This window comes from Pseudarthrobacter sulfonivorans, from assembly GCF_031454915.1.
Lineage (GTDB): Bacteria > Actinomycetota > Actinomycetes > Actinomycetales > Micrococcaceae > Arthrobacter > Arthrobacter sulfonivorans_C.
In genome coordinates this window covers 75,859-91,156 of record NZ_JAVDRS010000001.1, presented here as the reverse complement: position 1 = coordinate 91,156, position 15,298 = coordinate 75,859, and the positions used below count along the sequence as shown (strand labels likewise).

The 15,298-nt window shown below is 65.5% G+C and carries 15 protein-coding genes and 1 pseudogene; 10 read left to right on the top strand and 6 right to left on the bottom strand.

The genetic code is table 11. The annotated features are described in order from the left end of the window. The first annotated feature begins 74 nt into the window (after window positions 1-74). The 4 genes from J2808_RS00430 (at window position 75) to J2808_RS00415 (ending at window position 4,165) form a co-directional block, all read left to right on the top strand. Window positions 75-1,418 carry an isochorismate synthase gene (locus tag J2808_RS00430; protein ID WP_309810011.1) on the top strand — a complete coding sequence of 448 codons (1,344 nt, stop codon included), beginning with the start codon at window positions 75-77 and terminating at the stop codon, window positions 1,416-1,418. A 222-nt stretch (window positions 1,419-1,640) separates the two neighbouring features. Further along, entirely contained in the window at window positions 1,641-2,444 is an 804-nt protein-coding gene (locus tag J2808_RS00425; RefSeq protein WP_309810009.1) for an ABC transporter substrate-binding protein, read from the top strand. 114 nt (window positions 2,445-2,558) lie between these two features. Further along, the gene (locus J2808_RS00420; RefSeq protein WP_309810006.1) at window positions 2,559-3,350 is read left to right on the top strand and encodes an amino acid ABC transporter permease; all 792 of its coding nucleotides are present in this window, start codon (window positions 2,559-2,561) and stop codon (window positions 3,348-3,350) included. Between the two features lie 11 nt (window positions 3,351-3,361). Next, window positions 3,362-4,165 (top strand): amino acid ABC transporter ATP-binding protein, encoded by an 804-nt coding sequence (locus J2808_RS00415; RefSeq protein WP_309810003.1) that lies wholly within the window; start codon window positions 3,362-3,364, stop codon window positions 4,163-4,165. 86 nt (window positions 4,166-4,251) lie between these two features. Here J2808_RS00415 and J2808_RS00410 read toward each other — a convergent pair whose 3' ends face one another. The 6 genes and pseudogenes from J2808_RS00410 to J2808_RS00385 form a co-directional block, all read right to left on the bottom strand. Continuing rightward, the gene (locus tag J2808_RS00410) at window positions 4,252-5,226 is read right to left on the bottom strand and encodes a hypothetical protein (protein ID WP_309810000.1); all 975 of its coding nucleotides are present in this window, start codon (window positions 5,224-5,226) and stop codon (window positions 4,252-4,254) included. Between the two features lie 168 nt (window positions 5,227-5,394). Further along, window positions 5,395-7,083: a 2-succinyl-5-enolpyruvyl-6-hydroxy-3-cyclohexene-1-carboxylic-acid synthase gene (gene menD / locus J2808_RS00405; RefSeq protein ID WP_309811804.1), complete on the bottom strand. Its 1,689-nt coding sequence runs from the start codon at window positions 7,081-7,083 to the stop codon at window positions 5,395-5,397. 116 nt (window positions 7,084-7,199) lie between these two features. After that, window positions 7,200-9,275, bottom strand: coding sequence for a PhoX family protein (locus tag J2808_RS00400; RefSeq protein WP_309809997.1), 2,076 nt, complete (start codon window positions 9,273-9,275; stop codon window positions 7,200-7,202). A gap of 141 nt (window positions 9,276-9,416) precedes the next feature. Next, window positions 9,417-9,572: pseudogene (locus tag J2808_RS00395) on the bottom strand (AAA family ATPase); the annotation flags it as partial. An 833-nt stretch (window positions 9,573-10,405) separates the two neighbouring features. Further along, window positions 10,406-10,813 (bottom strand): DUF302 domain-containing protein, encoded by a 408-nt coding sequence (locus J2808_RS00390; protein WP_309809992.1) that lies wholly within the window; start codon window positions 10,811-10,813, stop codon window positions 10,406-10,408. 34 nt (window positions 10,814-10,847) lie between these two features. Beyond that, window positions 10,848-11,105 carry a metal-sensitive transcriptional regulator gene (locus tag J2808_RS00385; RefSeq protein ID WP_309809989.1) on the bottom strand — a complete coding sequence of 86 codons (258 nt, stop codon included), beginning with the start codon at window positions 11,103-11,105 and terminating at the stop codon, window positions 10,848-10,850. Window positions 11,106-11,224: 119 nt separating this feature from the next. Between J2808_RS00385 and J2808_RS00380 the strand changes: the two genes are divergently transcribed. The 6 genes from J2808_RS00380 (at window position 11,225) to J2808_RS00355 (ending at window position 15,230) form a co-directional block, all read left to right on the top strand. Further along, window positions 11,225-11,842: a rhodanese-like domain-containing protein gene (locus J2808_RS00380; RefSeq protein ID WP_309809986.1), complete on the top strand. Its 618-nt coding sequence runs from the start codon at window positions 11,225-11,227 to the stop codon at window positions 11,840-11,842. After that, window positions 11,839-12,597 carry a sulfite exporter TauE/SafE family protein gene (locus tag J2808_RS00375; protein ID WP_309809984.1) on the top strand — a complete coding sequence of 253 codons (759 nt, stop codon included), beginning with the start codon at window positions 11,839-11,841 and terminating at the stop codon, window positions 12,595-12,597. The genes J2808_RS00380 and J2808_RS00375 overlap by 4 nt, the downstream gene beginning before the upstream one ends. Before the next feature lie 22 nt (window positions 12,598-12,619). Further along, the gene (locus J2808_RS00370) at window positions 12,620-12,961 is read left to right on the top strand and encodes a rhodanese-like domain-containing protein (RefSeq protein ID WP_309809981.1); all 342 of its coding nucleotides are present in this window, start codon (window positions 12,620-12,622) and stop codon (window positions 12,959-12,961) included. Between the two features lie 32 nt (window positions 12,962-12,993). After that, window positions 12,994-13,290: a rhodanese-like domain-containing protein gene (locus J2808_RS00365; RefSeq protein WP_309809979.1), complete on the top strand. Its 297-nt coding sequence runs from the start codon at window positions 12,994-12,996 to the stop codon at window positions 13,288-13,290. Window positions 13,291-13,345: 55 nt separating this feature from the next. Continuing rightward, a complete protein-coding gene (locus tag J2808_RS00360) occupies window positions 13,346-13,708 on the top strand; it encodes a thioredoxin family protein (RefSeq protein ID WP_309809976.1) in 363 nt (120 codons plus the stop codon). 121 nt (window positions 13,709-13,829) lie between these two features. Beyond that, the gene (locus J2808_RS00355; protein WP_309809973.1) at window positions 13,830-15,230 is read left to right on the top strand and encodes an MBL fold metallo-hydrolase; all 1,401 of its coding nucleotides are present in this window, start codon (window positions 13,830-13,832) and stop codon (window positions 15,228-15,230) included. The last annotated feature ends 68 nt before the right edge of the window (window positions 15,231-15,298 follow it).

Below are 15,298 nucleotides of genomic sequence, written 5' to 3'. Positions count from 1 at the left end.
GGGCTGTGGGCTGAAAGTACTGCAAACCAACGCCTAAAGCAGCGCGAACTACCGCAGAGTACTGTTGTCTCATCATGACGAGCACGTTCCGCACCCTCACGGTCCCCCTGGATGGCAACGCATCTGCCGGCGGATTGCCGCAGTTCCTGGTCCGGGACGACGTCCTCTGCTGGACCCGGCGCGAAGCCGGCCTCGTAGGCTTCGGCGAACTCACCCGCTTCACCGCAACCGGCCCGGAGCGCTTCCTTGAGGCTGACATCTGGTGGCGCCACCTCGTCCTTGAAGCGGACATCGCCGACTCCGTTGAACTCCCCGGCACGGGGCCCGTGGCCTTCGGCTCGTTCGCCTTTTCCAAGAAGTCCGCCCATGAATCGCGTCTGGTTGTGCCCGAGATCGTGGTGGGCGTCCGTGACGGCAAGTGCTGGGTCACGCAGATGACGTTCGACGACGGCGAACTCACCGAGGCGGGTGCCCTCGCCGCCCTGGCCGGCTGGCTGAGTGGTGGCAGCACCCAGGGTGAGGTCGACGCCGAACCTGACGCCGCCGTCGTCCGTCCTTTACCTGCCGCTCCCGGGGCGACGCTGCACACGGGGTCGCTCAGCGAGGAAGACTGGATGGCTGCCGTGGCCGCGGGCGTGGAGGAAATCCGTACCGGGGCGCTGGAGAAGCTGGTCCTGGCCCGGGACATCGTGGCCACGGTGCCGTCGGGGGTGAATGCGGCGAAGGTGCTGCGGGAGCTGGCCGTGCGGTACCGCGAATGCTGGACGTACGGGGTGGACGGGCTGGTGGGCGCGACGCCGGAGATGCTGATCCAGGTGGAGGGCCGCACTGCCCAGGCGCGTGTGCTGGCGGGGACGCTGGACCGCCGCGACGCGCACGGCGAGGACGGGATTCCCATGGACTACGCCGAGCGTGTGCTGGCCGGGTCGGAGAAGCAGCGGCACGAGCACGAGATCGCGATCCAGTCGCTGACCTCGCAGCTGGCACCATTTTCCGAGGCCATGAACGCGCACGACGAGCCCTTTATTTTGGAGCTCCCCAACGTGTGGCATCTGGCGTCGGACGTCAAGGCGGAGCTGACTGAGGTTGAGGGGCATGTGCCCACGTGCCTCGCCCTGATCAACGCGCTGCACCCCACGGCCGCCGTCTGCGGGACGCCCACACTGGTGGCCGGGGCCCTGATCCGTAAGCTGGAGCACCTGGACCGCGGGCCGTACGCGGGTCCGGTGGGCTGGCTGGATGCCGCCGGGAACGGCGAGTGGGGCATAGCGCTGCGTGGCGCCGTCATCGAAGACCCCCACACTGTGCGCTTATATGCCGGCTGCGGAATTGTGGATGGATCCCAGCCCGAGGCGGAGCTGGCCGAGACGTGGGCGAAGTTCCGGCCGATGCTGGAGTCCCTCGGCTTCGGCAACTAGGGCGCAGATACCGTTGCAAACCACCTTTGAACGGCGTTGACTGTTAGTCAGTTGGCCGTCCGTCCGGGATTCCAGACACGAGCGGGGCCAAAACTCTTGCTTTAGGCTGTGTTCTAGTTATCCAATAGTGAAACAATGTTTCGTGTGATGCACATCTCTTGTTCGGCGATACACTATGAACCGATTTAGTACCGCATACCCCTGCAACAAAAGGTAAAAAACATGCAGCTCAAGTCCCTGGCCCAGGCCAAGATCGCCGCCAAGGCAGCAGCAATCCTTGCCGCCGGCGCACTCACCCTTACTGCCTGTGGCGGCAGCACCCCCACGCCGGCAGCGTCCGAGGGCAGCGTCCAGCTCATCAACGCCGGCAAGCTCACCGTCTGCTCGGACGTCCCCTACGAGCCCTTCGAATTCCAGAAGGATGGCAAGATTGTTGGCTTCGACATGGACATCGCCAACGAAGTAGCCAAGGACCTCAACGCCGAACTGAGCGTGGTGGATAGCTCCTTCGAGGCCATCGAGACCGGAACCGCGCTGACCGGCTGCGACCTCTCCATCTCCTCGGTGTCCATCACGGACGTCCGCAAATCGGTCATGGACTTCTCCGACCCGTACATGGACGATGACCTCACCCTCGTGGCCACCACCTCATCCGGGATCACGGACATCAACAGCGCCAAGGGCAAGAAGGTGGGCGTACAGCAGGCCACCACCGGCGCCAAGTATGCAGCCGAAAACGGCATCGACGCGCAGCAGTTCGAAGACAGCGGTCTCTTGGTCCAGGCCCTCTTGGCTGGCACCATCGACGCCGCCCTGGGCAACCAGTCCATCCTGGCCTACGCCATCAAGGACGATCCCAAGTTCAAGCGCGTGGAGGACTACGCTACCGGCGAGAAACTGGGCATCTCCATCAAGAAGGGCAACACCGCCATGGCCGAAAAGGTCAACGGAACTCTGAAGCGCATCACCGACGACGGCACGCTGAAGAAGTTCGAAACCACCTGGTTCGGCGAGACCGCCAAGTAACCGCTTTTCGGACTGAATCCTTCACAGCCCTGAGAATGACGCCGCTGGGGCCCCTGACAAACTGCACAGCAGTCCGTCCGGGGCCTCAGCCACGCAAATGAATGTGAGCACCCCATGGCAATGACCGCACGTCAACGGGCCAGAGTAAGCCTGTACATCCAGATCGGCATCTTCGTTGTGGCCGTGGCCGCGCTGGTCCTGACCATCGACTGGAAGACCGTCGGCAACAGCGTCTTCAACTTCGGCAAGATCGGCCCGATGTTCCCGGACATCTTCCTGATCGGCCTCAAAAACACCCTGGTATATACGTTCCTCGGCTTCGTGGTGGGCCTTTCCGGCGGCCTCCTGCTGGCCCTGATGAAGCTCTCCACCTTCCCGCTGTACCGCTGGATCGCCACGGGCTACATCGAGTTCTTCCGCGGCGTCCCGGCCCTGCTGGTGTTCATCGCGTTCGGCTACGGTGTCCCCCTCGCGTTTGGGGTCCAGTGGAACGTCACCCTGATCGTCATGATTTCGCTGGGTATGGTGGCTTCGGCATATATCGCTGAGACCCTCCGTGCCGGCCTGCAGGCCGTGCCCAAGGGACAGTTGGAAGCCGCACGCTCGCTGGGCATGCCGCAGTGGCGGGCCATGGTGTCCATCGTGATTCCGCAGGCGTTCAAGATTGTGCTCCCGCCGCTGACCAACGAGGTCATCCTCCTGACCAAGGACTCCTCGCTGATCTACGTCCTCGGCCTGACCGCCTCGCAGTACGAACTGACCAAGTTCGGCCGCGATGGCATCTCCAGCCTTGGGGCCGGCCTCACGCCGCTCCTCGTGGCAGGTGCCTTCTACCTGGTCATCACCATCCCCCTGAGCCTCCTGGCCCGGAAGTTCGAAAGCCGCTCCGCGCGGACCAAGCGATAGGCAGGGAAGCCATGAACGACGTCGTAAATTCCTCCTCCGGCAGCACCGGCACCATCCACGCGGCCGGGGTTTCCATCAAGGACCTCCGCAAGTCCTACGGGTCCAACGAAGTCCTCAAGGGCATCAGCCTGGACGTGGCGCCCGGCGAAGTGGTGTGCCTGATCGGCCCGTCCGGTTCCGGCAAATCCACGCTCCTGCGCTGTGTCAACCTCCTGGAACAGCCCAACGAGGGCGCCATTCACGTGGGCGGTTTCGAAGCCACCCACCCAGACGTGGACATCGACAAGATGCGCCGCAAGGTGGGCATGGTGTTCCAGCAGTTCAACCTGTTCCCGCACCTGAATGCCACGGCTAACTGCACCATCGCGCAGACGAAGGTCCTCAAGCGCTCCCAGGAGGAGGCCACCAAGGTGGCCCGGCACAACCTGGACCGTGTGGGCCTGGGTCACCTGGCCGACCGTTTTCCTGACCAGCTCTCCGGCGGCCAGCAGCAGCGCGTTGCGATTGCCCGGGCGCTGAGCATGAACCCCGAGCTGATGCTCTTCGACGAGCCAACCTCCGCCCTGGACCCTGAGACCGTGGGCGATGTCCTCTCGGTGATGCGGAACCTGGCCAAGGAAGGCATGACCATGCTGGTGGTCACGCACGAGATGGGCTTCGCCCGCGAAGTGGCCGACCGCGTGGTGTTCATGGACGGCGGCGTAGTGGTGGAAGAGGGCGTGGCCGAGCAGGTCATCAGCGCTCCGAAGCAAGCCCGCACCAAGGAGTTCCTGCGCCGCGTCCTGGATCCGACTCACATCGAGATCGAGGAGTAGGCTCCGCTTCCCGCCTCCGGACTACCTGTCGACGCGCGGATTCCCTGTCGCTACCGAAATACCGGTTGCGCCAGGGAATTTGTGCGTCACGGACGTATCTCCGCGTCGAAATCCGCGGAACGCGTTCGACGGCGGGGCACACCCGCCGCTGACAGCATGCGTTCCAGCTTTCCGGGCTCCATGAGGTCAGCCCAGTCCCACCTCACCACGTTCACCCCCGTGGCACGGATCCGGTTCTCTCGCTTCTTTTCCTCGACGACCGCCTGCGACGCCGTCCGTCCATTGAGGAACTCGGGTTTGACGTACTTCTCCACGCCATCGAATTCGCCAACCACCTTGGCCTGCTTCCAATAGAAGTCGGTGTATCCCACCAAGCCGCCGACATCGTAAATGGCCTGTTGCAGGACCGGGGCCTCGAAGCCGGCCACGTGGATCCGCGAGCGGCTGAACGACTCCCCCGGCGAACCGGACAGGGCGTCCGCGAAGGCAATGGCTGTCCGGATCCTCCGCCCGGCGGCCGCCGAATAGTTCGATCCGATGTCTGCCTCGAGTTGGTCCCTGGTCAGGGCGTGCAGTTGCCGGGCCCGATCTGGCCGCAGGACATGGTCCAGAGGCGCTGCCGCCTCCGTGAAGGGCACGAAGGCAGCAAGGTCCAGGACCGTGCGGACACGCCCGGTGACCAGCAAGCCCTCCCGGCAGACGACAGCCAGACCCGACGGGGCAGCGAAGTGGCGGCGGACTCCGGAACGGGACCTGCCGCCGTCGTTCTTCATCGTCAAAGCCTGGACCGGGTGGTGACGGCCGATGGTGGGAATTCCCCACACGCTGGCAGCAGAGTGACGGGCGAAGACTGTGGGTTTCTCAAACGTCTCCGCCGCTGCCTGGACGCGCAGCCGGTACTGCTCCCACGGCTGCAGCCCCTTCCAGGCCGCCCCTTCCGTGTAAACACCCTGCCGAACTCGGACCAGGGAACCCACTTTCACACGCTTGGCCAGTTCATTCGGGCTCAGCCCGTGCTGAACACGGTCGCGGGACAGGATCAGCGGCGGAAGGTCTGTCATACTCCGACGATGCCAGCAGCAAGCCGTCTGCATCAGGCTCAGATGCCGCTATGTGGAGAAGTGCTGGCGACGCGCGTATTCCTTTGCGACGCGCACCTGCCGTGGCGCGCCCGTTATATGGGCCGCGCCAGGGAATAGCCGAGTCGCCAACGAAGACGTGAGTCGAAACTAGCCGCTGAGGACGCCTCCCACGGCTGCGGCCACGGCCGCCTTGATGCGGGCGTGCAGGTCCCGCAGGCCAACCCGGTCCGTGCGGACCTCCACGATGGTGCGCCCCTCGACCGGCTGGCCGAGCGCTTCGGCGAGTCCCGCCGTCGTACTTACTGAGCAGTGCCCGACGCCGTACGCTGCGGCAAGTGCCGAGAGGTCCACTGAGTGGGGGGTGCCGAAGAGGCGCTCGACGGTGTCCGCGTACCCTCCCGCCTGGCGCACGGCCCCGTGTTCGAGCAGGTCGAAGATGGCTCCCCCTGCGTCGTTGAGGACCACGATCCGGAGGTCCGGCAAGGCCTCGCCCGCACCGAGGAGCAGGCTGCCGGCGTCGTGCAGGAACGTGACGTCGCCCAGCAGCAAGGTGGTTTCCTGCCGTCCGCCAAGGGCGATTCCGGTGGCGGTGGAGATGGTGCCGTCGATCCCGGAGAGGCCGCGGTTGGCATAGACCGTTGCCGCCGGCTCGGCAGTGGGCAGGCCTGCGAGATCAACGTCGCGGATGCCGTTGGAGGACCCCAGCATCAACTGGCCGCGGGCACTGCCCCACACGAGGGCGCCCACAGACGGACCCGTGGCAGCGGGCTCAGCCGCGAGAACGGCGTCGAGGGCGTGCTGGGCGGCGGACCCGGCCAGAAGCCAGGTGTCCAGCCAGTCGGACGGGCCGCGGCCGGCAAACTCAGCGAGGTCGGCCAGGCTTTCCAGGGGCAGTTCGGTGCGCCGGCCGGGCTCATACCAGGCGACCGGAACCGGCTGGTACAACGCGGACGGCACGTCTGCCCGGGCCAGCAGCGAGGCCACCGGCCGGGACAGGGTGGGCCGGCCGAAGAGGACCACGCGCTCGATGGGCTGCGCCGAGGACGGTCCAAAATGTGTCAGCAGCAGCCGGTACGGGCCCACGGCGTTCGGGCCGAAGCGGGCATTGGAGGACGGCTCGGCCAGGAGTGGCAGGCCGTGGGCGCGGGCAAACGCTTCGGCGACGGGCCCGGCGTCGTGCCCTGCCAGCACCACCGTGCGCCGCTCCTCAAGCGAAGAAGCGGCCGGCGGCAGGTTCATGGTGAGCGGGTCGGTGCCGATGCGGAACCGGGGGTGCCCGGCCGCCGTCAAAAGCGTATCCCCCGGCGCCGGCACCAGCGGGTCGCGGAAGGCGAGGTTCAGCTGGACGGGACCCGGCGCAAGGTCCGAGAACGCGCCGGTGGCTGCGGCCAGCGCCGTCTCCACGGCCCGGAGCGGGCTGCTGCCGGCCGGAACGTCCGTAGCAAAGCGCACGTGCTCGCCAAACAGGTCCAGCTGGACAGTGGTCTGGTTGGCACCGGTCCCCAGCAGTTCTTCAGGCCGATCCGCAGAAAGAATCACCAGCGGGACAGCGGCGTGGTTCGCCTCCATCACGGCGGGCAAGAGGTTCCCGACGGCGGTGCCAGACGTGGTGAGGACGGCCGCCGGGGAGCCGGTGGACAGGGCCAGGCCCAGGGCGGTGAAGCCTGCGGACCGCTCGTCGATCCGGACCAGCAGCTCCATCCGTCCGGCTGCCGAAGCTTCAGCCAGGGCATAGGCCATCGGAGCCGAGCGGGATCCCGGGGAGACCACCACGTACTGGACACCGCCGTCGATCAGGGCGTCGACGGCGATCCGTGCGGCCTCGAGCGAAGTCATGGCAGCGCCGGCGAGTGCCTCCGGGGCAGGGTCGGGCGAGGAGGTGGCAGGGTCGGGGTCATTCAGCGAAGTCACCGAACCAGTCTGCCACCCCCTGACGCGGGAGGAGAGCGGACTTAGCCGCGGAACACCTGGACCACTGACGGGCGGGGCGCGCGCGCCTGGCCGCGTGCCGGCGTCGCGCCCTTCTTGACGTAGTCCGGGAAGAAGGAGTGCTGGTCCTCGAAGGAACCGTCCTCACCCGGGTGCTGCACGGAGACGAAGACGGTGCGCTCGTCGTCGTGGATGATCGGTCCGCAGGTTTCGCCTTCGTTGGGCACGGCGAGGAACTGTTCCACCTTGCCGCGCCCGGCGCCTTCGAGGGTGACCTTGAAGAGGCCGTCGGCCTTGCCGATGCCGGCAGGGGCGCCGTCGGTGGAGATCCACAGGTTGCCCACGGAGTCGAACGCGAGGTTGTCCGGGCAGGAGATCGGCGAGACCTTGTCCACCGGGAAGCCGGAGAAGTAGGTGACATCGCCCTGCGATGGATCGCCGCAGACCATCAGAAGGTTCCACGTAAAGGCTGTGGAGGTCTGGTCGCCGGTCTCGGTGATTTCCACGATGTGGCCGTCGCGGTTCTCGTTGCGCGGGTTGATCTCGGTGGCGCCTTCCTTGCCCACCTTGCCGCGGTCCGAGTTGTTGGTGCAGGCCACGTAGACCTTGCCGGTGTGCAGGCTGGGCTCCACGTCCTCGGCACGGTCCATCTTGGTGGGGCCAACCTTGTCCGCGGCGATGCGCGTGTAGACCAGGACCTCTTCGACCGACATACCCTCCACAGCCGACTCACCGTCAACCACGAGGGGCAGCCAAACACCCGTACCGTCGAAGGAACCGTCTGCCGGAACCGTGCCCTTGCCGTCAATTTCGGCGACCGGCGAGTTACCCGTGAACTTGGCCACGTACAGGTTGCCCGCCGAGAGCAGGGTCATGTTGTGCTTGCGGTCGCCCTCCTTGTATTTCCCGGCAGAGACGAACTTGTAGAGGTAGTCGAAGCGCTCGTCATCGCCGGAGTAGGCCACCACATGACCGGATTCGGCAACGATCACGTTGGCGCCCTCGTGCTTGAAACGGCCCAGCGAGGAGTGCTTCTTCGGCGTGGACGTGGGATCGAACGGGTCAACTTCCACGATGTAGCCGAAGCGGTTGGCTTCGTTTGTGTACCTGGCGTCGCGCGTGTCGAAGCGCGGATCGTCCGCCTCCCAGTTGCGGGCCGTGGCTTTGTCGGTCAGGCCGTAGCGCTTGTCCTCAGCGGACGTCCCCGGGGAGCGGAAGTAGCCGTTGAAGTTTTCCTCACCGGAGAGGATGGTGCCCCACGGGGTGGTGCCGCCGGCGCAGTTGCCCAGCGTGCCCTTGATGAAGCGGCCTTTGTCATCATCAAAAGTCTTGACCAGGTCGGAGCCGGCAGCCGGGCCCGTCAGTTCATAGACGGTGTTGTTCAGGAAGCGGCGGTTCAGCGGCGCGCCCTGCACGTATGTCCACGGCTTGTTCTTGTTTTTGCGCTCGAGTTCGACGACGGTCAGGCCGTGCGCAGCAGCACCCACCGCGCGCTTCTGTTCGGCAGGCATGCTCGCCGGGAACATGATGCTCTCGTTGGTGTACTCGTGGTTTGCGAACAGCACGGCGCGGCGGCCCTTAGTGCCCGGGATTTCGAGGATGTCCGTGTAGTCGTTGTTGTACCCGAACTGCTGTTCCTGCGCCTTGGCGGTCTGGTTGTCCAGGTCAAAGTCCGGCGCGCCCTTGAAGATGGGATCGCCCCAGCGGATTACGGGCTGCCAGGTGAAGCCTTCCGGAACGGTCATCGCGTCAACGGCGGCGTCCACCGGTGCGATCGGCGTGAACGTCAGCTTCGACTTGGCGAAGCCTTCCTTCGCGGCGGGTGCCAGCCCCGGACCGCCGGCAACTGCCGGTTCCGTGGAGGTAACTGCACTGCCGAGTACGACGGCGAGCGCACCGGCGGCGCCGAAGCCCAGGGCGGCGCGGCGGGACATGGTGGCGGACGCGATGTCGCGGAAGTAGCTGTTGGAACTGGTGTTGCAGACGTCGCCGGCGCAGGCGTTGTCGCACTTCAGGGCGCAGGTGACGGCACTGCGCTTGCCCTTCGTATGGCCAAGCATGGGCAGCAGGGTGAACTTGCGGGATGTCGTTTCAGACAAGGGTTGCCTCCAGTAATACGATCGGGTCCCGGCCACCCTGTCAGCCGGTTCCGACGCGCAGCCGTCGCCCGGGTGAAGTTCCGGTTAACCGCCGGTGACCTGCGGAAACTGCGCGAGGGTTGTTCAAAAAGTGGAGTTTGGCGTTAGGTCGTCCGGGTCGAGGGTCCGGCCGAGTCGTTTCCAGTGTCGGTCCAGAACAAAGAGGAGCTCGTCTCTGCCGAGGGCGCGGTATCGGTGGGAGAAGCCGAGGCGGCTGTAAAGCTGGGGATAGCGCCGGAATCGTTGATCTCTGCCGGGGAAGACAGCCGTCGGCAACCCAAGCCTCCCTGGTGAGACACCGAGTTCGCTGTGGGGCCGGTCGTTGTATGCGGCGACGAATCTTCCGATGGCGCGATCCAGTCCAGGCAGATCAAGCGCGGGTTGTGGTTTCCTGTTCCCCGGTCCCGGATGCCCGGGGAGGGTGGGGGAACTTCGGTGTTGATGGTCACGACGAACCGTTCGATCTCTCCTCGGCCCTGCGGACGGCCGGTGGTGGAGTGGATGATGCGGATGTGCAACTCGATGGCGGTGCGTTCGAGGTGGTGTCTCGTAAAGTCGGTGCCAGGGCTGTGTTAAGTGCTCAGGGTGCACCGGTGACGACAGTGCAGCCACAGAGCGCCCGGGAGTAATCGGCCATCACTGTCGTCAGCCATGGCCGGTCAGGTTTCCCGTTGGCGCCGCTGATGGGGTTATCGAGTTGGGTGTGATCCGTTTGCCATATCGGGTTTGGGCGGTCGGCGCGGCGGCGCAGGACAAGTTCATGCCGGTCCAGATAGGATGCGGAACCTTCGAGAGCCATGGCCACCAGCCGGTCTAGTGCTTTGACAAGATCGCGGACGAGGGAGTAGCTCGGCGCAGGGGCGCCTCGTCTGCCCGCTTCGGTCGGGGTTTGGCCAGCGCGAGTTCCTCATAAACGCAACCATTCCTGGGTCTGAGCGTGGCGGTAAGGTCTTCTTCTTCCAGTTCTGCCGAGCGCATGCTGTTTGCGCAGGCAGGAACCTCCACACCCAGTTGCCCTTGGGCCACTACTTCGATGGTTGTTCCGGGCATGAGTGTGCCGCGGTCCTCGTTGACTGACATTCCCTGTTCCGTTAGTTGCTCAAGCCGGCGAGGGTCTTGCGCAGGCGAGTGCCGGCGTCGTCGGCGATCTCTTTGACGGCCGGCTCAGTGCTGAACTGGACCATGGTCTGCGGGTCGATGGCCTCGATGGTGGTCACTCCTGCGTCTTTGCTGCGGCGGACTACAACGTTGCAGGGCAGGAGCACGCCGATTTCGGGCTCTGCGGCAAGTGCGCGGCTGGCCAGGGCGGGGTTGCAGGCACCCAGGATGACGTAGTCGCCGACAGCGTCAGCGGCTTCGGCGCCAAGCTTGGCTTCGAAGGTGGAACGCACGTCGAATTCAGTGAGGATTCCGAACCCTTGGGCTGACAGGGCTTCCCGGGTGCGGTCCAGGGCTTCGGCCCACGGAAGAGCGATGGTCGTGCTGAGCGTGTACGTCATGGTTCTCCTTGGGGCGGCTTGAGTGTGGGGTCGGTCAGGCGAGAGAGAGGAAGAGCTTTTCCAGTTCTTTGCGGTCCATCGTTGCGTCCTTCTGGATGATGCATTGCTCCAGGCCCGTGGCGATGATGGCGAATCCGGCCCGGTCGAGTGCTTTGGACACGGCCGCGAGCTGGGTGACGACGTCCTTGCAGTCCCGGCCTTCTTCCAGCATGCGGGTGACGGCGGCAAGCTGGCCTTGGGCGCGCTTGAGCCGGTTGATCACGGGTGTAAGTTCTGCGGGATTGAGTTCCAAGGTTTTCTCCAAAGCGTAGGGGCTTGTCCCGATCTTATACCCCCTAGGGTGTTTTGCGTACCCCTGGGGGTATCTGTAATACTCGGCGGGGTATTCACTTCACCTACCGAGAGGCATCCATGATTTCCCCATCCATGGCCACGGCCGTCACCGCCGTTGCTCCCGAGACCCTGCGCACCTGGCTGGATCAGCACCAGGACCTCGTGGTCATTGATGTGCGTTCCGCCGCCGAGTTTGAATCCATGCACATCAGGGGCTCCTACAACGTGCCCTTGCCGCTACTGTCCGAGCACGCGGACGAGTTCGCAGCCCGGATGGGTTCGCGCGTGGTTTTGGTGTGTCAGTCCGGTGCACGTGCCGAGCAGGCACGCCAGCGCCTGGGCAAGTCAGGGATCGACGGCGCCTACGTCCTGACCGGCGGGGCACCCGGCTTCGCGGCCGCCGGCGGCGACGTCGTGAAGGGCAAGGACCGCTGGGACCTGGAGCGCCAGGTCCGCCTCGCCGCCGGCGCCCTGGTGGTCCTGGGTCTGGCCGGGGGCAGGTTCGTCTCGCCAAAAATCCGCTTGCTGGCCGGTGCCATCGGCACAGGCCTCACGTTCTCCGCAGCCACCAACACCTGCGCCATGGGCCAGGCCCTCTCGGCAATGCCGTGGAACAAGGCCGCCAAGGAACCCACCCGCGAAAGCGCCATCCTGCAGTTGCCCTCGCCGGCACCTGAAGAGGACGCCGCGGCATGATTCCGGCCCTGGGTCTGGGGCTCTTCGTCGGGATCGTCCTGGGCGTAGTGGGCGGCGGCGGGTCCATCATCGCCGTTCCGGCCCTGGTGTACGGGGTGGGCATGAGCCCCGCCCAGGCCATCCCCACTTCGCTGCTGGTGGTCGGCGTGTCCTCGTTGGCCGCCCTGCTGCCCCGGGTCCGGGAGGGTCTGAACTGGCCAGTAATCGCACTAGTCGGGGCTGCCGGCATCCCGGCAGCCTGGGGCGGTGCGGCCGTAGGCCGGCTGCTGGACCCAAACATCCTGATGCTGGCCTTCGCGGTGATCATGGTGGCCGCAGGAATCCGGATGCTCAGGAAGCCGCGCGAATCCGAAGGGTCCTGCAGCACGGGGCCGGGGAGGGCCTTCCGGTCCTGTGCCCCGAAGGCCGTAGGGGTAGGTCTGCTCGTGGGCTTCCTCACCGGACTGCTCGGGGTGGGAGGAGGCTTCCTCATCACCCCTTCGCTGACCATCTTCCTGGGTCTGCGCATGAAGCAGGCCGTCGGAACGTCTCTGGCGATCATTGTCATCAACTCCGCCGCCGGATTCAGTGCCCACGCTGCCGGATACACCATCGACTGGGCAACCACCCTGGCGTTCGCGGTCCCGGCCACCCTGGGCTCCCTCGTCGCCGCCCGGCTGGCCCGCCGTCTGAAGGACAAGCACATCCGCATCTCATTCGCGGTACTCATCTTCGCCGTCGCGGCGTGGGTCACCGCCAGCACCGTCACCGCCTGATCACACCAAACAGGAGAACACCATGCGATTGATAGATTCCTTCAAAAAGGCCTTCAGTAAGCCCTATAAGACGATCAGTGTCGCCCAGGCCAAGGAACTCCTGGGCTCCGGTGCCACCCTGATCGATGTCCGATCGGCCCAGGAATGGCGCTCCGGACGGGCGCCCCAGGCGAAGCACATCCCGCTGGACCGGCTGCAAACCAGCACCGCCGGAATCCAGAAAACCCGGCCCGTCATCGCCGTGTGCGCCTCCGGGGTGCGGTCCGCTTCAGCGGCCCGGCTCCTCGCGACCCAGGGTTACCAGGCCTATTCCCTGCGCGGCGGCATGAGCGCCTGGCGCCAGGCCGGCGAACCCGTCCGCTAACAACAGCCCACACTATTTCGAAGGAGAATCCAATGGCTGAAATCACCATCACCGAAGCAGAGCAGCGGCGCGCCACCTCCCGCATTCTCGATGTCCGCGAGGACTTCGAAGTCGAGGAACGCATGATCCCCGGCGCCCTGCACATCCCCATGGGCCAGCTGCAGCTACGCCTGTCCGAATTGGATCCTGCAGTGCCCGTGATTGCGGTCTGCCGCAGCGGCAACCGTAGTGCCGCCGTAGCCGAAGCCCTCAATGGCGCAGGCTTCACCGCGGACACCATGGCCGGCGGCATGACCGCCTGGACCCGCGCCGGCCTCCCCATCACCTGAGCCCCTGTAGTCCGGCCACCAACCCAAGAGAACGACCGAAAGGACACGTAAGACGATGGCAACCATCGACATTACCCAACAGAGCTTCGCCGAGACCCTTGAGAGCAATGGGATTGTCTTCGTTGACTTCTGGGCAGCGTGGTGCGGCCCCTGCCGCATGTTCGCCCCCACCTACGGAGCCGCGGCCGAACGACACCCGGACATTACCTTCGCCAAGGTCGATACCGAAGCAGAACAGGCCCTAGCCAGAGCGGCGAACATCACCTCCATCCCCACCCTGATGGCTTTCAGGGACAAAACGCTGGTCTTCTCCCAGCCCGGAGCCCTCAATGCCACCGGACTCGAGGAAGTCATCCAGGCTGTGAAAAACGTGGACACGGACAAGCTCCGCGCCGACGCCGCACAGCAACAGCCCTAACACCCGCAGCAGAAAGCTGGCACATCCGGCGCTGCGGAATACCCCTGGGGGTATTAGCGTTGAAATATGAGAGAACGACAAAATTACCCTCCACCCCCTCATCCGAAGGAGATCACCCAAGATGCTTATCGAGCGCATTTACGATGAAGACCTCGCCCAGGCCAGCTACCTGATTGGCTGCCAGGCCAACGGCGCCGCCGTTGTTGTTGACGGCCGCCGCGATATCGCGGTCTATCAGGAACTCGCTGAGAAGAACGGCATGAAGATCGTTGCCGTCACCGAAACCCACATCCACGCCGACTACCTCTCCGGCACCCGCGAACTGGCCGCGGCCACCGGCGCGAAGATCTATGTCTCGGGCGAGGGCGGACCGGACTGGCAGTACGCATTCGACGGCGAACGTCTTTACGACGGCCACAAGATCACCATCGGAAACATCAGCATCGAGGCCCTTCACACCCCTGGCCACACCCCCGAGCACCTGTCCTTCCTGGTGACCGACGGTGCGTTCAGTGACCAGCCCGGTTACCTGCTCTCGGGGGACTTCGTGTTCTCCGGCGATCTTGGCCGGCCGGACCTGCTGGACGAGGCCGCCGGCGGTATCGACACGCGCTTCGAAGGCGCCAAGCAGCTCTTCGCCAGCCTGCGGGACAAGTTCCTGACCCTGCCGGACTACGTCCAGGTCCACCCGGCGCACGGCGCCGGCAGTGCCTGTGGCAAGGCGCTTGGGGCCATCCCCTCCTCCACCGTGGGCTACGAGCGGCTCTACGCCTGGTGGGGCCCCTACCTCGCTGCCAACGACGAGCAGGGCTTCATCGAGGAACTCCTCGACGGCCAGCCTGACGCGCACGCCTACTTCGGCCGGATGAAGCGGGAAAACCGTGAAGGACCTGCCGTGATGGGCGAGCGTACCCCGCTGCCCGAACTCGCATCCGGCATCGTTGCTGCAGGCCTGGCCGAGGACACCCTGACCTTCATCGACACCCGCCCCAACGGCGAGGTCCACGAAGGCACGGTAGCCCGCTCCCTAAACGTACCGGCCGGCAAGTCAGTGGCCAGCTACGGCGCCTGGGTGGTAAACCCGGAGACGGACAAGAACCCACTGGTGCTCCTGGCTCAGGATCAGGAAACCGCGCAGGAGATGTGGGACCACCTGGTGCGCGTCGGCATAGATAACGTCGCCGGCTACGTCACCAGCATCGAAGGGCTCCCCACGAGCACCCCGAAGCTGATCCAGCCCGAGGAACTCGACGGATTCGATGCCGCCATGGTGCTCGATGTCCGCAACAAGACCGAGCACACGGCCGGGCACATCCCCGGATCCCACCAGGTCAGCGGCGGCCGCCTCATGTGGCACTTGGACGAAATCCCCGCCGAGGGCGCCATCGTCACCTACTGCCAGAGCGGGGTACGCAACTCCGTCGCGGCCAGCGCCCTGCGCCGGGCCGGGTACGACGTCGTCGAACTCGACGGCAGCTACGCCAGCTGGAGCGCTTGGCGGAACTCCGTTCCCGCAGCTTAACCAGCCATCCCCCCCAGACCGCCCGGGCCGGTCCCCCCTCCGGCCCGGGCAGCCCGGGCGCGCCCCCG